Origin of the sequence: Candidatus Mycalebacterium zealandia, from assembly GCA_014075295.1 — a bacterium.
Lineage (GTDB): Bacteria > Desulfobacterota_D > UBA1144 > Nemesobacterales > Mycalebacteriaceae > Mycalebacterium > Mycalebacterium zealandia.
Genome location: CP046180.1, coordinates 158,131 through 173,485, shown reverse-complemented (window position 1 = coordinate 173,485; position 15,355 = coordinate 158,131). Strand labels below are relative to the sequence as shown.

The following is a 15,355-nucleotide window of genomic DNA, read 5'->3' as shown; positions in this document are numbered from 1 at the left end:
TTTAATTTCTGTCCGTTTAACTAACTCAAGAGTGGTTTATGGCAAAAAAAGAAAAAAAACAGAAACCCGAAGCTCTCAATGAAAATAGCGCGGGGGAAAAGTCTTTTCCGGTTTCCGAAAATGGAAAGGATGCGGGGCTTGAGCCTAACGAAGAAACCGTAACCGCTTCGACCGACTCTGATTTTCCCGAACCGCCCCCGCCTCAGGATTTTATTGAGGCGTCAAACAACGCGAAAAAGAAAAAGGGTGATTTCAATCCTGACGAACATATGAGGCTTCTCTATGTTTATTTCAAGGATATGTCTTCGGAAGACTTGTTCACGGCAAAGCAGGAAGTTGAAATATCGTCCAAGATAAAAAAATACGAGGCGGTTGCCGAGGATACGGACCGGAAATACAGAAATCAGGAAAAGAAATACGCCGTTCCCACTAGAATTGAGCGGTTGGAAAAAAAGAGCGCAATGGCGAGAAGTTCCGGCAAAAAATCGGAATACGAAGGGCGCACGGAGGTGTTGAGGAAACTCGCGCGGATTTCTCAGGAGAAAAAAGCGCAGCGTATGAAGCAGAAATTCGTCAAGGCGAATCTGCGGCTTGTCATAACAATATCAAGGAGATACACAAACAGAGGGCTTTCCCTGCCCGATTTGATTCAGGAGGGCAACCTCGGTCTTATGCGCGCCGTTGAGAGGTTTGACCACACAAAGGGGTACAAGTTTTCAACTTACGCCTCGTGGTGGATACATCAGGCAATTCTCAGAGCGCTTCAGGGACAGACCAGAACAATTAAGGTGCCCGTCTATCTGCTTGAACAGGCAAACCGCGTATACAAAACGGTCGCCAAACTGTCCAAAACTACGGACAGAAAACCCACGCCTGAGGAAATATCGCTTGAATCCGGCATAACGGTTGAGGTTGTTAAAAGGATTTTGAATTCCACAAACGATGCGGTAAGTCTTGACACCCCTATTTTAGAGGGCAAAAACGCCACACTGCTTGATTCCGTTCCCGATCAGGGGGACTCAATTCCTGATTTTGTAATCGCGAAAAAAGCACTTGCGGAAAAATTGCGCGAGGCGCTCAAACAGCATCTCAACGAGAGGGAAGAAGAGATAATAAAACTGCGCTTCGGAATAGACCAGAACGGTACTTCAACCCTTGATGAGATAGGAAAGAAATTCAACCTGACCCGCGAAAGAATCCGACAGATTGAAAAACACTCGCTCAATAAACTCAAAAACTCCGAAATCGGAGACCACCTTTACAGTTTTATGCAGAATTGATTGGTTTCTAACCCGAACCTACTTCTCGTAGTATTCCAATCCCAGATGCGTAATCTGCTCTTCGCCAGCAATGTGGCGGAGGGTGTTTTTCAGTTTGGTAAGTTGAATGAAAACATCATGTTCCGGGTAAAGTCCCGGAGCAACCATCGGGCTTTTGAAATAGAACGAAAGCCATTCCTGTATTCCGCTCATTCCCGCCCTTTGTGCGAGGTCCAGAAACATCACAAGGTCAAGCACGACTGGGGCGGCAAGAATGCTGTCGCGGCACAGAAAGTTGATTTTTACCTGCATCGGATAGCCCAGCCACCCGAAGATATCTATGTTGTCCCACGCCTCTTTTTCATCTCCGCGCGGCGGATAGTAGTTGATTCTGACCTTGTGATAGTAGTCCGAATAAAGTTCGGGATGGAATTCGGGTTGCAGGATGTGTTCAAGCACGCTCAACTTGCTTTCTTCTTTCGTTTTGAACGAGCCGGGGTCATCAAGCACCTCGCCGTCTCTGTTGCCGAGAATGTTTGTTGAAAACCAGCCGTTCAAGCCCAACATTCTGGCTTTCAGCCCCGGAGCGATGATGGTTTTCATCAGCGTTTGACCGGTTTTGAAGTCTTTTCCGCAAATTGGAACTTTGTGCTTTTTCGCGAGTTCAATAAGCGCTGGAATGTCTGCCGAAAGGTTAGGCGCTCCGTTGGCGTATGGAACACCCGATTTTATAGCCGCGTAGGCGTAAATCATGCTCGGCGCGATGTCAGAATGGTTGCTTTTGAGTCCCTTTTCAAACTTTTGCACGGAACCGTGAACGGCGGATGGCTTTATGTATGTTTCAGTGCTTCCGCACCACACCATAACGGCGCGCCGCAAACCGTTTTGTTTCTTGAATTCCGCTATGTCGTCAATCAACTGCTCGGCGAGCTCCATCTTTGTTTTTCCTTTCTTCACATGGGAGCCGGAAAGATTTTTGACATATTTTTTGTTGAAAACAGCCTTCATCGGCCTTATGCCGCCGGTTTCATCTTTCACTTCGTCAAGGGTCGGCATATCCAGAACTCCCGATCTGATTGCTGCGTCACGGCAACTTTCATCCGCTATGTCCCAACCGCCGAAAACCAGATTTTTGCAATCTGTGAGCGGAAAAAGATCTTTTATTTTCGGGCTTTTGCGCGCCGTCCGCTTGCCCAAGCGTATGGTTCCCAGTTGGGTGAGTGAGCCGATGGGTTCGCCCACGCCTTTGTTGAAAGACTCAACTCCGACTATGAATGTTGTGCTTACCGCCCCGCTGATACCCGGAAGAAGAACGCCGAGTTTTCCTTCAGGGGAGGAAATTTTTCTCCCTTTCCCTTTTTTGGGAGTCTTTTTAGGGGGCAAGAATGTTACCTCTTTGAGAACTGCTGTCCGCGCCGCGCCTTTTTTCTGCCGTATTTTTTGCTTTCCACCATTCTTGAGTCACGTCTTAAAAGCCCGGCGGATTTCAATTTTTTTCTCAAAGTCTCGTCATATTTCAAAAGAGCTCTGGAAAGCCCGTGGCTTATTGAGCCCGCCTGCCCGGTCAGCCCGCCGCCTCTTACATTAACCGACACGTCAACCTGCCCCGCTGAGTTTGTTATCTCAAGCGGCTCATTCACTTTTATCTGCCATGTGCGGCGCGGAAAGTATTGCTCAACGTCCTTTTTATTGATTGTGATTTTTCCCGAACCCGGTCTTACCCATACGGACGCGACCGAGTTTTTCCTTCTTCCCGTTCCATTAAAGATGTTTGTTTCACTTGCAGCCATTGCTTCCTACCGTCTGAAAATTACAAATCCGCCGGGCTGGGGTTTTGAGCGGCGTGCGGATGAGACTCTCCGGCATACACCTTGAGCCTGCTAATCAGTTTTTTCTGTGATTTGTTTTTCGGGAGCATTCCCCAAACCGCTTTTTTCAAAACCTCTTCGGGTTTTGTCTCGGACAGGGTTTGCGCCGAAGTTGACTTCAAGCCGCCCGGGTAGCCCGTGTGGCGATAATACATTTTGTCCGCGAGTTTGTTGCCCGTCAGGTGAACTTTCTCCGCGTTGACCACAACAACAAAATCGCCCGTGTCCGCGTGAGGAGTAAACTCAGGTTTATCCTTGCCGCGCAGAATTGTGGCAAGCTTTGTCGCAAGCCGCCCGAGAGTTTTTCCGTCAGCGTCAACAACGCGCCATTTTCTCCCGCCCGCGGCGGATTTCTCAACGTAAGTTTTCATGAGGATTACAGGGTTGCGATTATAACGAAAACACAAAACAAGTCAAACCGCGCGCGCTTTAATCAACCGCCCCGCAAACTCTTGAGAGCGCTTGAGAGCGCTTCCACATTTTCCGCCGAGCAACTTTCGCCCATAAGCCCTATTCGCCAGATTTTGCCCTTTGTTTCCCCAAGCCCGGGACCCACTTCAATTTTGTATTCGTTAAGCAAAGTCCGTCTTGTTTCGGCGTCATCAAGCCCTTCGGGCAGTATCACCGAAGCAAGCATCGGTAGCTGGAAACCCTCGCGGGCGAAAGGCTCAAACCCTAGCGCGGACAATTTTTCCGAAAGCATCCGCCCGAGTTTTTCGTGTCGTTCAAACCGGTTTTGAAGCCCTTCTTCAAGCACAATCCTCAAACCCTCCCTCAGCGCGAAAAGCATTGAGACCGGCGCGGTATGGTGATAAACCCTCTCGCTTCCCCAGTATTTGCAAATCATTGAGAGGTCAAGATACCAACTTTGAACCTTGTTTTTTTTGGAAAAAAGGGCGTTTTCAGCTTTCTCGCTGAAGGTTACGGGCGATATTCCCGGCGGAATGCTTAAACATTTTTGTGTTCCGCTGTAGCAAATGTCCACGCCCCAGTCGTCAATCTTCAAATCGCATCCGGCAAGCGAGGTTACGGCGTCCACGAGAAAAATCGTGTCCGTGTCGCGCAGATGGTTTCCAATCTCTTCAAGCGGCTGGCGCGCGCCGGTTGAGGTTTCGGCGTGAACTATTGCCGCGATTTTTGCTTCGGGATTTTTTTTGAGCGCGGAAATGAATCCGTCTGGCTCGATGATATCTCCCCACGGCGCCTCCACCCTGACGGTTTTCGCTCCGCAACGCTCCGCCACATCGCACATTCTTTCACCAAAAACCCCGTTCACACCTATAACGACTGTGTCTCCGGGGTCAATCACGTTCACAAAAGCCGTTTCCATTCCCGAACTTCCCGTGCCCGACATCGGAATTGTGAGCCGGTTGCGGGTCTGAAAAACCGTGCGCAGCATCTCACCGATTTCGTCCATCATCGCAAGAAAATCCGGGTCAAGATGCCCGATAATCGGCGTTGCGAGCGCGTCATAAGCCGCCTTGCTCACGTTGCTCGGACCGGGTCCGAGCAATATCCGCGGGGGAGGAGAGAGTTTTTTGAACTTTGTAGCAGGCAATTTCAGTCCTTGTTTTCCCGGATAATTGCCCAACAACATACTTTCACGCTCATCGAAAGCCAAGTATATTGATTGAAATCCATTTCAGAGGCGCAAACAATGCCGGCCGCATTTAAGATTTACACAACAAAAACCTGTCCCTACTGCATTGCCTCAAAGTCCCTGCTTGATTCCAAAGGCATTGAATATGAGGAGATAGACCTCACGCAGGATTCTGAACTGAGGGTCAGTGTTTCCGAACAATACAACTGGAGAACGGTTCCGCTTATTCTCAAAAACGGCGAACTGATCGGCGGTTTCAATGAATTAGAGGAACTTGCCCGGCAAGGCGGTCTTGACGGCTCCTGATGAGCGTAAAAACCAGATTTGCCCCGAGCCCGACCGGCTCTTTGCACGTAGGCGGAGCGCGAACCGCTCTTTTCAATTGGCTTTTTGCCCGCCACGAAGGCGGCGAGTTTATTCTGCGCGTTGAAGACACGGACGCCGAACGCTCGGAAAAAAAGTTTCTTTCCGAAATAATAGATTCGCTCCGGTGGCTCGGAATTGAATGGGACGGCGAGCCGCTGAGCCAGTCCGCCCGTCTTGATATCTACGGGGAATACGTCCGGAAACTTCTTGAGACCGGCGCGGCATTTAAGTGCTATATGACGCCGGAAGATTTGGAAGCCGAACGCAAATCCGCCCAAGCGTCCGGCGGGCATTTCCGCTACAAAAGGGAGTGGGCGGAGCGCGGAAAGAAAGACGGCGCGCCGTTCGCGGTGCGGTTTGCCGTTCCGCGCGTTCAGAACAGAGAGGACAACCCGCTTGCGGATTCTTCGGGTGAAATTATTTTTACCGACCTGCTTCGCGGCAATATGGGTTTTTCCACGGACGAAGTGGAAGATTTTGTCATTATGCGTCCGGACGGTATGCCGACCTACAATTTCGCCTGCGCGATAGATGACGCGCTTTGTGAAATCACGCATGTCATAAGGGGCGATGAGCATCTTGTGAACGCGCCCAAGCAGATTCTGCTCCTCAAAGCGCTGGGGCTTGACATTCCCGCCTTTGTGCATCTTCCGGTCATTCTCGCGCCGGACGGCTCAAAACTGAGCAAACGGCATGGCGTGGTTTCGGTCGCCGATTTCCGCGATTCCGGAATACTTCCGTCCGGGCTTGCCAACTACATCGCGCGGCTCGGCTGGTCGCACGGAGACGAGGAGATTTTCACAATTTCCGAACTGATTGAGAAGTTTGACATACGCGGATTCGGGATTTCGCCATCCAATTTTGACGAGGAAAAAATGCGCTGGGTAAACGGAGTTCACATACGCAAGGACAAGGCGGATGTAGCGAAACCGCTTCGGAAAACACTCTCAGAAATGGGTTTTTATGTTTCTCCCGAAGATGCGAAAAAGGCGGTGGAACTGCTTAAAGAGAGGGCGGAAACGATAAATGAGATGGCGGAGAAAAGCGTTTTTCTGTTTGCGAAAGAAGTGAAGTTTGATGAGGACGCAAAGAAAAAGTTTCTAAATCCTGAAACCCTGCCCGCGCTTGAAGCGGTTTTTTCCGCTCTGTCAAAACCCGGCGCTCCGTTTGATGAGGACGGCTTGAAGGGGATTTTTTCCGGCATTACGGAAGAAACCGGACTCAAAATGAAACAGATAGCGCAGCCGCTCCGGGTCGCGCTTACGGGAAAGACTGAAAGTCCGGGAATTTATGAAACCGTGTCCGCGCTCGGAAGGGAAAAAACAGTTTCGCGCTTGGAGAACGCGATAAAAATCGCAAAGGCGGGAGAGTGAAAGTTGGCGGTTGTTATAGGACTTTGCGGAAATTTGTGCTCCGGTAAATCCACCGTGGCGGGAATTTTGTCAGAACTCGGCGCGCGCGTCATAGATGCCGATGAGGTGTCGCGTTTTATTACCGAACCCGGCAAACCGGCGTTTGAGCGCGTAATCCGCGAATTCGGTTCCGGCATTGTCTGCGCGGACGGAAAGATAGACCGCGAAAAACTCGGTCTTGCGGTTTTTTCAGACTCTGAAAAACGCAGGGCGCTTGAAGCCATAACCCACCCCGAAATCAGAGACGAGATTGCCGCTCGCACGGAAAAGGCGTCCGCAGACGGTGCGAAGGCGGTTGTGATAGAAGCCGCTTTGCTCGCTCGCGGCGGCGTTCTGGGCGAAATCATAGACCACCTGATTCTTGTTAACGCGAGCGAGGTAAAAAAGATTGAAAGAGTGGCAAAACGGGACGGCTTTGATGAAACCGAGGCGAAAAAGCGTCTGAAATCGCAGCAAGGACGCAACCCCGATTTTGATTTTGTGATTGAAAATGACGGAGATTTGAAAGATTTGAGAGCGCGGGTTGAGGATTTGTGGGAGAGGGTTGTTTTCTAATGCGGAACGCTTTTACGATTGGTTCCAAAACCAAAGCCCGCGGTTGTTGAGGACAAACAATTCTTGAAACCTCTTTCCGCTTGCGCCGTGCTCAATGCTTGCGCCGATTTTTCGCTTTCGGTATAGTAAGCGCTCACGATTTCCACCGCTGGAAACTGAATAAATGAGCGAAGAAACCACCAAAAAAAGTTTTGAAAAACTGAAAAGAAAGGAGCAGGAATCCGAACTCGGCGGCGGCCAAGCGCGAATTGACCGCCAGCATGAGAGCGGAAAACTGACCGCCAGAGAGCGCGTCGCTCTTCTGCTGGACAAGGGAAGTTTCGTGGAGATGGACAAGTTTGTTGTCCACCGTTGCAAAGACTTCGGAATGGAGGACAAAAAGTTTCTCGGAGACGGAGTTGTTACGGGCTACGGAACGGTAAACGGCAAAAAGATTTTTGTTTTCGCGCAGGATTTCACCGTTTTTGGCGGCTCGCTCGGAATGGTTCAGGGCAGAAAGATTTGCAAAATTATGGACATGGCGGTCGAAACCGGCGCGCCCGTGGTCGGGCTGAATGATTCGGGCGGCGCACGCATACAGGAAGGCGTTGAATCACTCGCGGGATACGGCGAGATTTTCTACAGGAATGTGCGCGCTTCAGGCGTTGTTCCGCAAATCTCCGCCATTATGGGTCCCTGCGCCGGCGGCGCGGTTTATTCGCCCGCGATGACGGACTTTATCCTTATGTCAAAAGACACGAGTTATATGTTCATCACCGGTCCCGATGTTATAAAAGCCGTAACGCATGAGGAAGTTAATTCCGAAGAGCTCGGCGGCGCGATGGTTCACAACTCCAAAAGCGGAGTCGCGCACTTTGCCTCGGCAAATGACGAGGAATCCATTGAAGTAATCAAGGAACTGCTCTCTTTTCTGCCGTCAAACAACATGGACGACCCCCCCGAACAGTCGTGTGACGACCCCGTTGACAGAGCCACCGGCGAAATCGCGGACATGATTCCCGAAAATCCCAACAAGCCCTACGATATGAAAGAGGTTGTAAAGCGTATTGTTGATGACTCGCGCTTTTTTGAGGTTCAGGAGCATTTCGGACAGAACATAGTTGTTGGCTTTGCGCGTGTGGACGGCAAGGTTGTTGGTGTTGTGGGCAATCAGCCGCTTATGCTTGCGGGCTGTCTTGACATGGACGCTTCGGAAAAAGCGGCGCGGTTTGTCCGGTTTTGCGACTGTTTCAACATTCCGCTTTTGTCACTTGTTGATGTTCCGGGCTTCCTTCCGGGAACAAATCAGGAATGGGGCGGAATCATAAGGCACGGCGCAAAACTGCTTTACGCCTACTGCGAGGCGACCGTGCCGAGAGTAACGCTCATAACGCGCAAAGCGTATGGCGGCGCGTATGACGTTATGTCTTCAAAGCACATAGGGGGAGACATAAATCTGTCTTATCCTGACGCGGAAATAGCGGTTATGGGTTCTGAGGGCGCGGTGAACATCATTTCGCGCTCACAGATTGCCGAAGCCAAAGACCCTGACGCGGAGAGAGCCAAACTGACCGAGGAATACAAAAAGAACTTCGCAAACCCCTACCGTGCGGCGGAACTTGGATTTATTGACCGCATCATCATGCCCGAAGACACAAGGAAAAGCATTGTTTCCGCGTTCAAGACGCTTGACGGAAAAAGGAAAGTGAATCTGCCGAGAAAGCACGGGAACATTCCTCTTTAGACGGGCGGTTTTCTCAAATGTTCGGCAAAATACTGATAGCAAACAGGGGGGAAATCGCGGTAAGGATAATCAGGGCTTGCCGTGAAATGGGCATCGGCACGGTTGCCGTTTACTCTGACGCGGACAGAAGCGCGGCGCATGTTTCCCTTGCGGACGAGGCCGTTCACATCGGCGGCTCAAAACCGGCTGAAAGCTATCTGGATATTGAAAAAATCATAGATGCCTGTAAAAAAACGGGCGCCGAAGCGGTTCATCCGGGTTTCGGATTTCTTTCGGAAAAAGAGGACTTTGCCGCTGCTTGTGAGAAAGCCTCCATAGTTTTTATAGGGCCCTCCGCGGAAACCATCAGGCAGATGGGTGACAAAATCACCGCCAGAAACATCGCCATGAAAGCGAAGGTTCCCCTTGTTCCAGGCTCCAAAGGCGCGGTGGACGATTCTGAAGCGGAGAAAGTGGCGAAGGAAATCGGTTACCCGCTTATGATAAAAGCGTCCGCGGGCGGCGGCGGCAAGGGAATGCGGCTTGTTCAAGACCCCGCGGAGTTTGAAAGCTCTCTCAGAATGGCTAAAAGTGAAGCGCTTTCGGCTTTCGGCGATGATTCGGTTTTTATAGAGCGTTTTGTTGAAAAGCCGCGCCACATTGAGATTCAAATTATCGCGGACGGACACGGCAATGTTCTGCACCTTTTTGAGCGCGAATGCTCAATTCAGCGCAGGCACCAGAAGGTGATTGAAGAGGCGCCGAGCGGATTTATTTCCGAATCAACGCGCAAAAAAATGGGCGAGGTGGCGGTTGACATCGCCAAAGCGGTTTCCTACAGGGGCGCGGGCACGGTTGAGTTTATAATGGACCCCAAGCAAAACTTTTATTTCCTTGAAATGAACACCCGCATACAGGTTGAGCATCCCGTAACGGAGATGATAACCGGTTTTGACATCGTGAAGTGGATGATACGCATCGCGGACGGTGAGAAACTTCCCTTCAAGCAGAGCGACTTCAAAATAAACGGGCACGCGGTTGAGTGCAGGATTTACGCCGAAGACCCGGAGATGAATTTTCTTCCCGCGCCGGGACCGATTGATTATGTGAAAACTCCGGATGGGCCCGGCATCAGAGACGATTCGGCGATTTTCAGCGGTTGCGAGGTTACCTCTTTCTACGACCCGATGCTTTCCAAACTCGCGGTTTGGGCTGAAACGCGCGAGCAGGCGATAAAAAAGATGGAAGCCGCGCTCGGTGAATACATGGTTCTCGGCACAAAAACCAATATCGGTTTTCTCATCCGCATTATGCGCGATGAGGAGTTTATGAAAGCCGACATAGACACCGGATTTATAGAAAGGCACCCTGAACTTCTGTCGCCCGGAGAGGAAGGCAGGAACAAAGCGGCGGTTGCCGCGGCGCTGGCGTTGCATTTTGGTTCCGCCCAGACTGAACAGGGCGGAAAAGCCGCGCCGGTTTCCCGCTGGAAGAATTTTGCCCGCAAGACGGGCGTTGTGAGAGGCGGATACGAAAGCTGATGAAATACATTTTAAAACTCGGCGATGAGAAGTTTCGCGTCAACGTTGAAGACGAAAATGGGCGCGCGGTTGTTGAATCGGGCGATTTTTCTTCAACCGTTGACTTTGCAAGACTTGACCCCGCGCTTGTTTCCATTGTTTGCGACAAACACGGCTCTTTTACCGCCGGAGTGGTCAAAAAAGGCAAAAAAGTTCAGGTGTTCAGCGAGGGAACTCTTTATGAGTTTGAATCCGTTACCGAAAGGGAACTTTCCGCAAGCGGAGAGGACGGTGGATTGCAGATTTCCTCGCCCATGCCGAGCAGGGTTGTGAAAATACTCAAAAACGAAGGCGATTCGGTCGCGCAGGACGAAGGCGTGGTTGTTGTTGAAGCAATGAAAATGGAAAGTGAATTAAAAGCGTCCGTTGCCGGAAAAATAAAAGAAATTAAAGTGAAAGAAGGCGATGCCGTGGAAGGCGGCGCGGTTTTGGTTGTGCTTGAAGGGGAATGAGGGGGAAATCAAGATTTTTCAATCCTTTTCCCGCACCCCTTACATCTCCGCTTTAACTCCTTCAAATTCGCTTTAATGTCAATCCAGCCGCCTTTGAGTCCGTCCGCTATCGGGTCTATGGGCGATTTGTGGTTCATTCCCCGCCGTTTCATTTCTTTGGCGATTTTGTCGTGCCGGGCGCGGATTTTGGACAGATTTACAAGTCCGCTTTCCTCATAGCCCTTTGTGCTTATGCCTTTTTTAATGGTTCCCGTGAACATATGCATCTCCACATGCTCGCCGAGAAGGTGTTTGTCGCACAAAAGCGCGGGATTTACTCCCCACATTCTCATTTAAAATACGGAATTATCTCCTTCGCGTAGGTTTCAAGCGCTTTTTCAGGGTCGGGACTGAATCGGTAGAACAGAACAAAGTTTCTCACGCCTTTATCTATGAAGGTTTCAATCCGCTTTATGCAGTCGTCTTTTGAGCCCGTGATTGTGAAGTCCATAATCGCTTCGCGCGGGAAAAACTGCCCTATTTCGCGGAAACGCGCCCTGCCTTCTGTGTCCTGCGGAACTATGTTGAAATAGTTCAGCCCTTTGTATTCATCGGGGATTTTTACATCGTAGCCAGCCGCTTTCAGCTGTTCCTGCATAACCAGCACGTATTTGAACGGCTCCAGAGTTTTATACGCCTCGTCCTCGTTCTCTCCGAGCGAGGTAAAAATCCACAGCGCGGGGTCAATTTCGTCTCTGTTTCTTCCGGCTTTGTCGGCGGCGGAATGGATGTCGCCCAGATATTTTTCATAAAGAGACGGATTCAAATCAATCGGCAGCCAGCCGTCTCCCATTTCTCCGGTCAGCGCGAGACCCTTTGGCGTGTGAGTCGCGAAATAGACCGGAATTCTGTCGCGCTCAAACGGGCGGATTTGCAGAAAAGCGTCTTTCAGTTTGAAAAACTCGCCATCGTAATTCACCGGAGTTTCCTCGTCGTTTTTCCACAGCATCTGCATCACTTCAACCGCCTCTCTCATTCTCGTGAACGGCTTGTTCCAGGGAATTCCATACGCGTCAAGGTTCATTGATTCACCCACACCCATAGTGATTGTTACCCTTCCTTTCGACAAATGGTCAATGGTGGCAAGTCTCTGGGCGAAGGTCGCGGGCTGGATTTTGTGCGGGTCGGAAACGGTTCCGAGTTGTATTTTTGAGGTTATTCCCGCTGCAGCCGAAGCGATTGTCCACGCTTCGGGAGCAATCGCTCCCGGAGCCACAAAAACCGTGTGGTCGGGATACCATATTGTGTCAAAACCGAGTTTGTCCGCCTTTTTTGAAAATTCAAGCAGTCCGTTCGTGTCGGTTCCCGGCATGGGAGCGGAAAGCCCGAATTGTATATTTTTCGCCATTTTTGATTTTACCTCCGGGGCGTCCCGCCCGTATCTGTGTTAATATAACCCTATCAGCAAGTTTTGGAGGGTGTCAAAATGAATTTTGGAGTTGGACTTTTCAGCATGCAGACCCACGCTGATGTGGCCGCCGACCACAAAACTCTCTACCGCGCGGCGCTTGAACAGACAAAACTCGTGGAAAAGGCCGGTTTTGATTCGGTCTGGCTGTCGGAGCATCATTTTCTTGAAGACGGCTACTGCCCGTCGCCGCTTGCCACTGCGGCGGCAATGGCGGCGGTTACAGAGAAAATACGCATAGGCACCGCCGCGATGATTTTGCCGCTTCACAATCCCGTGCGGGTCGCTGAAGACGCCGCCGTTGTGGACAACATTTCAGAAGGCAGATTTGATCTGGGAGTCGCCATCGGCTACCGAAAAGAGGAGTTTGACGGCTTCGGGCTGTCAATCAAAAACCGTCCGTCACTGATTGAGGAAGGCATAGACGTTCTGCTTAAATCGTGGGGCGAAGGGCAGTTTTCATACAAGGGCAAAAGGTTTGCTTTCGAGAACATTGACGTTACGCCCAAACCCGTTCAAAAACCGCACATTCCGTTATACATTGGCGCTTTTGAGGAACCTGCCGTTAAACGTGCGGGGCGGCTCGGATATCCGCTTCTCGTTGGTCCCGGTCGCACGCTTGACATGATACGCGACACTCTCGGCTGGTATAACGAAGCGGCACGGGAGGCCGGGCGCGACCCCTCTCTCGCCGGGCACGTTCTTCTCAGAGAAACCTTTGTGAGCAAAGGTGAAAAAGGCGCGCTTGAGGGCGGAGAGAAATACATAATCAACATGTACAGGTTCTACCTGACTCTCGGCATCAAGATTTTTATAAGGGGCGAGCAGGTGAAGGGACCGGAAGATCCTCTGCTTGAGCATATGGCTGAAAACCGCTTTATGATAGGAACCCCGGAGCATTGCGCCGGAGAGATTGAAAAATACCGCCGGGAAACCGGCATAGAGAACATCGTCTGCCGAATGGTGTTTCCTCAAGCGCCTCTGGAAGAGATTTCGCGCTGTATTGAACTTTTCGGCTCCGAAGTTATTCCGTCTTTTAAATAGGTCCGGCGGCGCGGTCAAAAAAACACAGAAGCGGTCTCCTCAAGCCGGGGCCGCATCTTACCAAAGCAGAACAATTGCGCTGTGTTCAGTTCAAGATTTCGGGCTGCGAAAAGAATCCTGTTCGTTGCCAGTGCTTTTGTCTTCGGGCGGCGTCGGAGCGTCCGAACCGGAGGAAGTGTCTCCGCCGCTTTCGCCTTTGACTACGAAAAGAACAACGACAAGAATTGCAACCAGAACCAATACTAAAGTTGTTGTATCCATAATCCCTATATTACAGTGGGATTGCGAAATCAGTCAAGCCCGTATTATCTCATCAAACCGCGTTTGTCAGTCCGCGCGCCCATCACGCATAATGAAAGATGTGAGAGCCAACCTGAAACTGCTTGCGGTGTTGTTTTTCCTCTGCCTGTTTTTTTTTCCGTTCACGGCGGACGCCCGGAGCGGTATTAAGGATTTGCGCCGCACGCACAATCCCCGCAGTTCCGGGACCGTTTCCCACAAGGCGTGGAACGATTTTCTGCGCGTTTACGTCCACGTGCGGCGCGGAGCGAATCTGGTTAATTACCGCGGCGTAACGAATGCGGACGCCCGCGCGCTTGACGATTACATTTCCACTCTGAGGCGCGTGAAGGTGTCCGGCTTAAACCGTGCGGAGCAAAAGGCATTTTGGATAAATCTCTACAACGCGCTGACCGTGCAAACGATTTTGAACGCCTATCCGGTTTCAAGCATTCTTGATATTGACACCTCGCCCCCGGGCACGGACGGGCCGTGGGGCAAAAAGATTGTTTCCGTTGAAGGCGTGCTGCTTTCACTTGACGACATTGAGCATGGGATTTTGCGCCCCGTGTGGAAAGACGCGCGAATTCATTACGCGGTGAACTGTGCTTCCATAGGTTGTCCCGACCTTGCGCCCGTCGCCTACACGGCTGAAAACACCGAACAACTTCTTGAAAACGGCGCGCGAGATTTTGCGAACCACCCTCGCGGTGTAAAGGTCAAGGACGGAAAACTTGTTATTTCTTCCATATATTTCTGGTTCGCCGAAGACTTCGGCGGCGTGCGTGAGCACATAGCAAAATACGCCGCTCCGAAACTTGCGGCGACCGTGAAAAGGACATCCGGACTGGTTGAGGGCGGTTACGATTGGTCGCTCAACGAGAAATAGTAATGGCGGAAAGCAAAAAAATCACACGCTCCCCGGAGATTGATTCCGAAACCGCGATGGCTCTTTCCATTGTGGATGCGGGTTGCATTGCGTTTTCGGGTTTGAACGGCGTTGTTTTCGCCGTCAAGGATTTGGCGCTCGCTTTTTTGTTTGAAAATGATTTTGAGCCGTCCGTGAATTTTCAGTTTGAATTTGTTGATAAGGAGGAGTTTCCCGCCGTTTGCGCGTTTGTGTTTATTGAAACAGGCGGAGGCAAATTCAGTTACGAATATTTTTTCTCTCTGGAATCAGAAAAGGATATGGAGAACCTCGCACTTCTTGAGCATGAGCGGCGCGCGGAAATCTGGTTCACGGACCGCGACGGAAACGTGAGCGCGGGCGTGAGCGCGGGTTTTGACTCAAACGAAACGGCGCGGATTGAAAGCGCTTGCAAATCGGTCGTCAGCCGCGCGTAGTAAAACCGTCTTCAATTGGATGCGCTCCACGGGCTTCCCAGCCGTAAAAAATCCTCTGTTTATAAGCCGCGCATTGCCACCAATTGCTCCGTCCATCCTGTCGGGGTAGGCGTCAAATATGTTGATTGCTCCAATTGCCAAGGTTCCGCCCTCACGCAAATCGGTTCTGACTTCGGTGTCAAAAGAGAACTTGCCGTTGTACTTTTGAGTGCAGTTGTAGTCCCCGCAGTTTCCGCCCGCGAACAGGTGTGACCAGTAACTTGCCTGAACATGGAAGGCAAAAGCCGCAACCAGCAGGCATGCGGTAAATGTTTGGAAAAATTTTCCATTTGCCAAGTTCATGTTTTCCCCCTTCGAGTAATCTGCGTGACTACGCGGATTTTTCTTCAATCTGTAATGACACAACTGTCCCGAAAAATAAAGGGGTTTGACATCGCTATTTTTTGA

18 protein-coding genes are annotated in these 15,355 nt (G+C 50.8%); 10 read left to right on the top strand and 8 right to left on the bottom strand.

Annotated features, from left to right (window positions below):
• Positions 1–38: 38 nt before the first annotated feature.
• Positions 39–1,280, top strand: a complete 1,242-nt coding sequence (locus GKS04_00885; GenBank protein QMU55750.1) for a sigma-70 family RNA polymerase sigma factor — start codon at positions 39–41, stop codon at positions 1,278–1,280.
• Positions 1,281–1,298: 18 nt separating this feature from the next.
• On the opposite strand, the gene GKS04_00880 is transcribed toward GKS04_00885, so the two are convergent.
• The 4 genes from GKS04_00880 to GKS04_00865 all read right to left on the bottom strand — a co-directional run bounded on the left by GKS04_00880 (position 1,299) and on the right by GKS04_00865 (position 4,724).
• On the bottom strand, positions 1,299–2,600 hold the full coding sequence (locus GKS04_00880; protein ID QMU56663.1) for an inositol-3-phosphate synthase: 1,302 nt from the start codon (positions 2,598–2,600) through the stop codon (positions 1,299–1,301).
• A 47-nt stretch (positions 2,601–2,647) separates the two neighbouring features.
• Positions 2,648–3,049, bottom strand: a complete 402-nt coding sequence (gene rpsI / locus GKS04_00875) for a 30S ribosomal protein S9 (protein QMU55749.1) — start codon at positions 3,047–3,049, stop codon at positions 2,648–2,650.
• Between the two features lie 20 nt (positions 3,050–3,069).
• Positions 3,070–3,498, bottom strand: a complete 429-nt coding sequence (gene rplM, locus GKS04_00870) for a 50S ribosomal protein L13 (GenBank protein QMU55748.1) — start codon at positions 3,496–3,498, stop codon at positions 3,070–3,072.
• A gap of 62 nt (positions 3,499–3,560) precedes the next feature.
• Positions 3,561–4,724 carry an aminotransferase class V-fold PLP-dependent enzyme gene (locus GKS04_00865; GenBank protein ID QMU55747.1) on the bottom strand — a complete coding sequence of 388 codons (1,164 nt, stop codon included), beginning with the start codon at positions 4,722–4,724 and terminating at the stop codon, positions 3,561–3,563.
• Positions 4,725–4,784: 60 nt separating this feature from the next.
• Between GKS04_00865 and GKS04_00860 the strand changes: the two genes are divergently transcribed.
• The 6 genes from GKS04_00860 to GKS04_00835 all read left to right on the top strand — a co-directional run bounded on the left by GKS04_00860 (position 4,785) and on the right by GKS04_00835 (position 10,794).
• Positions 4,785–5,033 (top strand): glutaredoxin, encoded by a 249-nt coding sequence (locus GKS04_00860; GenBank protein QMU55746.1) that lies wholly within the window; start codon positions 4,785–4,787, stop codon positions 5,031–5,033.
• Positions 5,033–6,466: a glutamate--tRNA ligase gene (locus GKS04_00855; protein ID QMU55745.1), complete on the top strand. Its 1,434-nt coding sequence runs from the start codon at positions 5,033–5,035 to the stop codon at positions 6,464–6,466. The genes GKS04_00860 and GKS04_00855 overlap by 1 nt, the downstream gene beginning before the upstream one ends.
• Positions 6,467–6,469: 3 nt before the next feature.
• The gene (locus GKS04_00850) at positions 6,470–7,060 is read left to right on the top strand and encodes a dephospho-CoA kinase (GenBank protein ID QMU55744.1); all 591 of its coding nucleotides are present in this window, start codon (positions 6,470–6,472) and stop codon (positions 7,058–7,060) included.
• Between the two features lie 163 nt (positions 7,061–7,223).
• Positions 7,224–8,783, top strand: a complete 1,560-nt coding sequence (locus GKS04_00845) for a methylmalonyl-CoA carboxyltransferase (GenBank protein ID QMU55743.1) — start codon at positions 7,224–7,226, stop codon at positions 8,781–8,783.
• A gap of 17 nt (positions 8,784–8,800) precedes the next feature.
• Positions 8,801–10,303 carry an acetyl-CoA carboxylase biotin carboxylase subunit gene (gene accC / locus GKS04_00840; protein ID QMU55742.1) on the top strand — a complete coding sequence of 501 codons (1,503 nt, stop codon included), beginning with the start codon at positions 8,801–8,803 and terminating at the stop codon, positions 10,301–10,303.
• Positions 10,303–10,794 carry a biotin/lipoyl-binding protein gene (locus tag GKS04_00835; protein ID QMU55741.1) on the top strand — a complete coding sequence of 164 codons (492 nt, stop codon included), beginning with the start codon at positions 10,303–10,305 and terminating at the stop codon, positions 10,792–10,794. Before accC ends, GKS04_00835 begins: the two co-directional genes overlap by 1 nt.
• A gap of 8 nt (positions 10,795–10,802) precedes the next feature.
• Here the strand turns inward: GKS04_00835 and GKS04_00830 are convergent, their stop codons facing one another.
• A complete protein-coding gene (locus GKS04_00830) occupies positions 10,803–11,126 on the bottom strand; it encodes a hypothetical protein (protein ID QMU55740.1) in 324 nt (107 codons plus the stop codon).
• Positions 11,123–12,181, bottom strand: a complete 1,059-nt coding sequence (locus GKS04_00825; protein QMU55739.1) for an LLM class flavin-dependent oxidoreductase — start codon at positions 12,179–12,181, stop codon at positions 11,123–11,125. Before GKS04_00825 ends, GKS04_00830 begins: the two co-directional genes overlap by 4 nt.
• A gap of 78 nt (positions 12,182–12,259) precedes the next feature.
• Here GKS04_00825 and GKS04_00820 point away from each other — a divergent pair, with 78 nt between their 5' ends.
• Complete coding sequence (locus GKS04_00820) at positions 12,260–13,285, top strand: LLM class flavin-dependent oxidoreductase (protein QMU55738.1); 1,026 nt, start codon at positions 12,260–12,262, stop codon at positions 13,283–13,285.
• 90 nt (positions 13,286–13,375) lie between these two features.
• Here GKS04_00820 and GKS04_00815 read toward each other — a convergent pair whose 3' ends face one another.
• Positions 13,376–13,546: a hypothetical protein gene (locus GKS04_00815; GenBank protein ID QMU55737.1), complete on the bottom strand. Its 171-nt coding sequence runs from the start codon at positions 13,544–13,546 to the stop codon at positions 13,376–13,378.
• Positions 13,547–13,637: 91 nt separating this feature from the next.
• On the opposite strand from GKS04_00815, the gene GKS04_00810 reads away from it, so the two are divergent.
• Positions 13,638–14,453 (top strand): DUF547 domain-containing protein, encoded by an 816-nt coding sequence (locus GKS04_00810; GenBank protein QMU55736.1) that lies wholly within the window; start codon positions 13,638–13,640, stop codon positions 14,451–14,453.
• A gap of 2 nt (positions 14,454–14,455) precedes the next feature.
• Positions 14,456–14,908 (top strand): hypothetical protein, encoded by a 453-nt coding sequence (locus GKS04_00805; GenBank protein QMU55735.1) that lies wholly within the window; start codon positions 14,456–14,458, stop codon positions 14,906–14,908.
• Here the strand turns inward: GKS04_00805 and GKS04_00800 are convergent.
• On the bottom strand, positions 14,852–15,244 hold the full coding sequence (locus GKS04_00800) for a hypothetical protein (GenBank protein ID QMU55734.1): 393 nt from the start codon (positions 15,242–15,244) through the stop codon (positions 14,852–14,854). The two genes, GKS04_00805 and GKS04_00800, sit on opposite strands and share 57 nt — an antisense overlap.
• Positions 15,245–15,355 lie beyond the last annotated feature (111 nt).

Coding starts and splice junctions, on each gene's coding strand:
- GKS04_00835 (QMU55741.1), top strand. CDS start 10,303: ATGAAATACATTTTAAAACTCGGCGATGAGAAGTTTCGCGTCAACGTT.
- GKS04_00810 (QMU55736.1), top strand. CDS start 13,638: ATGAAAGATGTGAGAGCCAACCTGAAACTGCTTGCGGTGTTGTTTTTC.
- GKS04_00865 (QMU55747.1), bottom strand. CDS start 4,724: ATGTTGTTGGGCAATTATCCGGGAAAACAAGGACTGAAATTGCCTGCT.
- accC (QMU55742.1), top strand. CDS start 8,801: ATGTTCGGCAAAATACTGATAGCAAACAGGGGGGAAATCGCGGTAAGG.
- GKS04_00815 (QMU55737.1), bottom strand. CDS start 13,546: ATGGATACAACAACTTTAGTATTGGTTCTGGTTGCAATTCTTGTCGTT.
- GKS04_00885 (QMU55750.1), top strand. CDS start 39: ATGGCAAAAAAAGAAAAAAAACAGAAACCCGAAGCTCTCAATGAAAAT.
- GKS04_00820 (QMU55738.1), top strand. CDS start 12,260: ATGAATTTTGGAGTTGGACTTTTCAGCATGCAGACCCACGCTGATGTG.
- GKS04_00805 (QMU55735.1), top strand. CDS start 14,456: ATGGCGGAAAGCAAAAAAATCACACGCTCCCCGGAGATTGATTCCGAA.
- GKS04_00830 (QMU55740.1), bottom strand. CDS start 11,126: ATGAGAATGTGGGGAGTAAATCCCGCGCTTTTGTGCGACAAACACCTT.
- GKS04_00855 (QMU55745.1), top strand. CDS start 5,033: ATGAGCGTAAAAACCAGATTTGCCCCGAGCCCGACCGGCTCTTTGCAC.
- GKS04_00845 (QMU55743.1), top strand. CDS start 7,224: ATGAGCGAAGAAACCACCAAAAAAAGTTTTGAAAAACTGAAAAGAAAG.
- rplM (QMU55748.1), bottom strand. CDS start 3,498: ATGAAAACTTACGTTGAGAAATCCGCCGCGGGCGGGAGAAAATGGCGC.
- GKS04_00860 (QMU55746.1), top strand. CDS start 4,785: ATGCCGGCCGCATTTAAGATTTACACAACAAAAACCTGTCCCTACTGC.
- GKS04_00825 (QMU55739.1), bottom strand. CDS start 12,181: ATGGCGAAAAATATACAATTCGGGCTTTCCGCTCCCATGCCGGGAACC.
- rpsI (QMU55749.1), bottom strand. CDS start 3,049: ATGGCTGCAAGTGAAACAAACATCTTTAATGGAACGGGAAGAAGGAAA.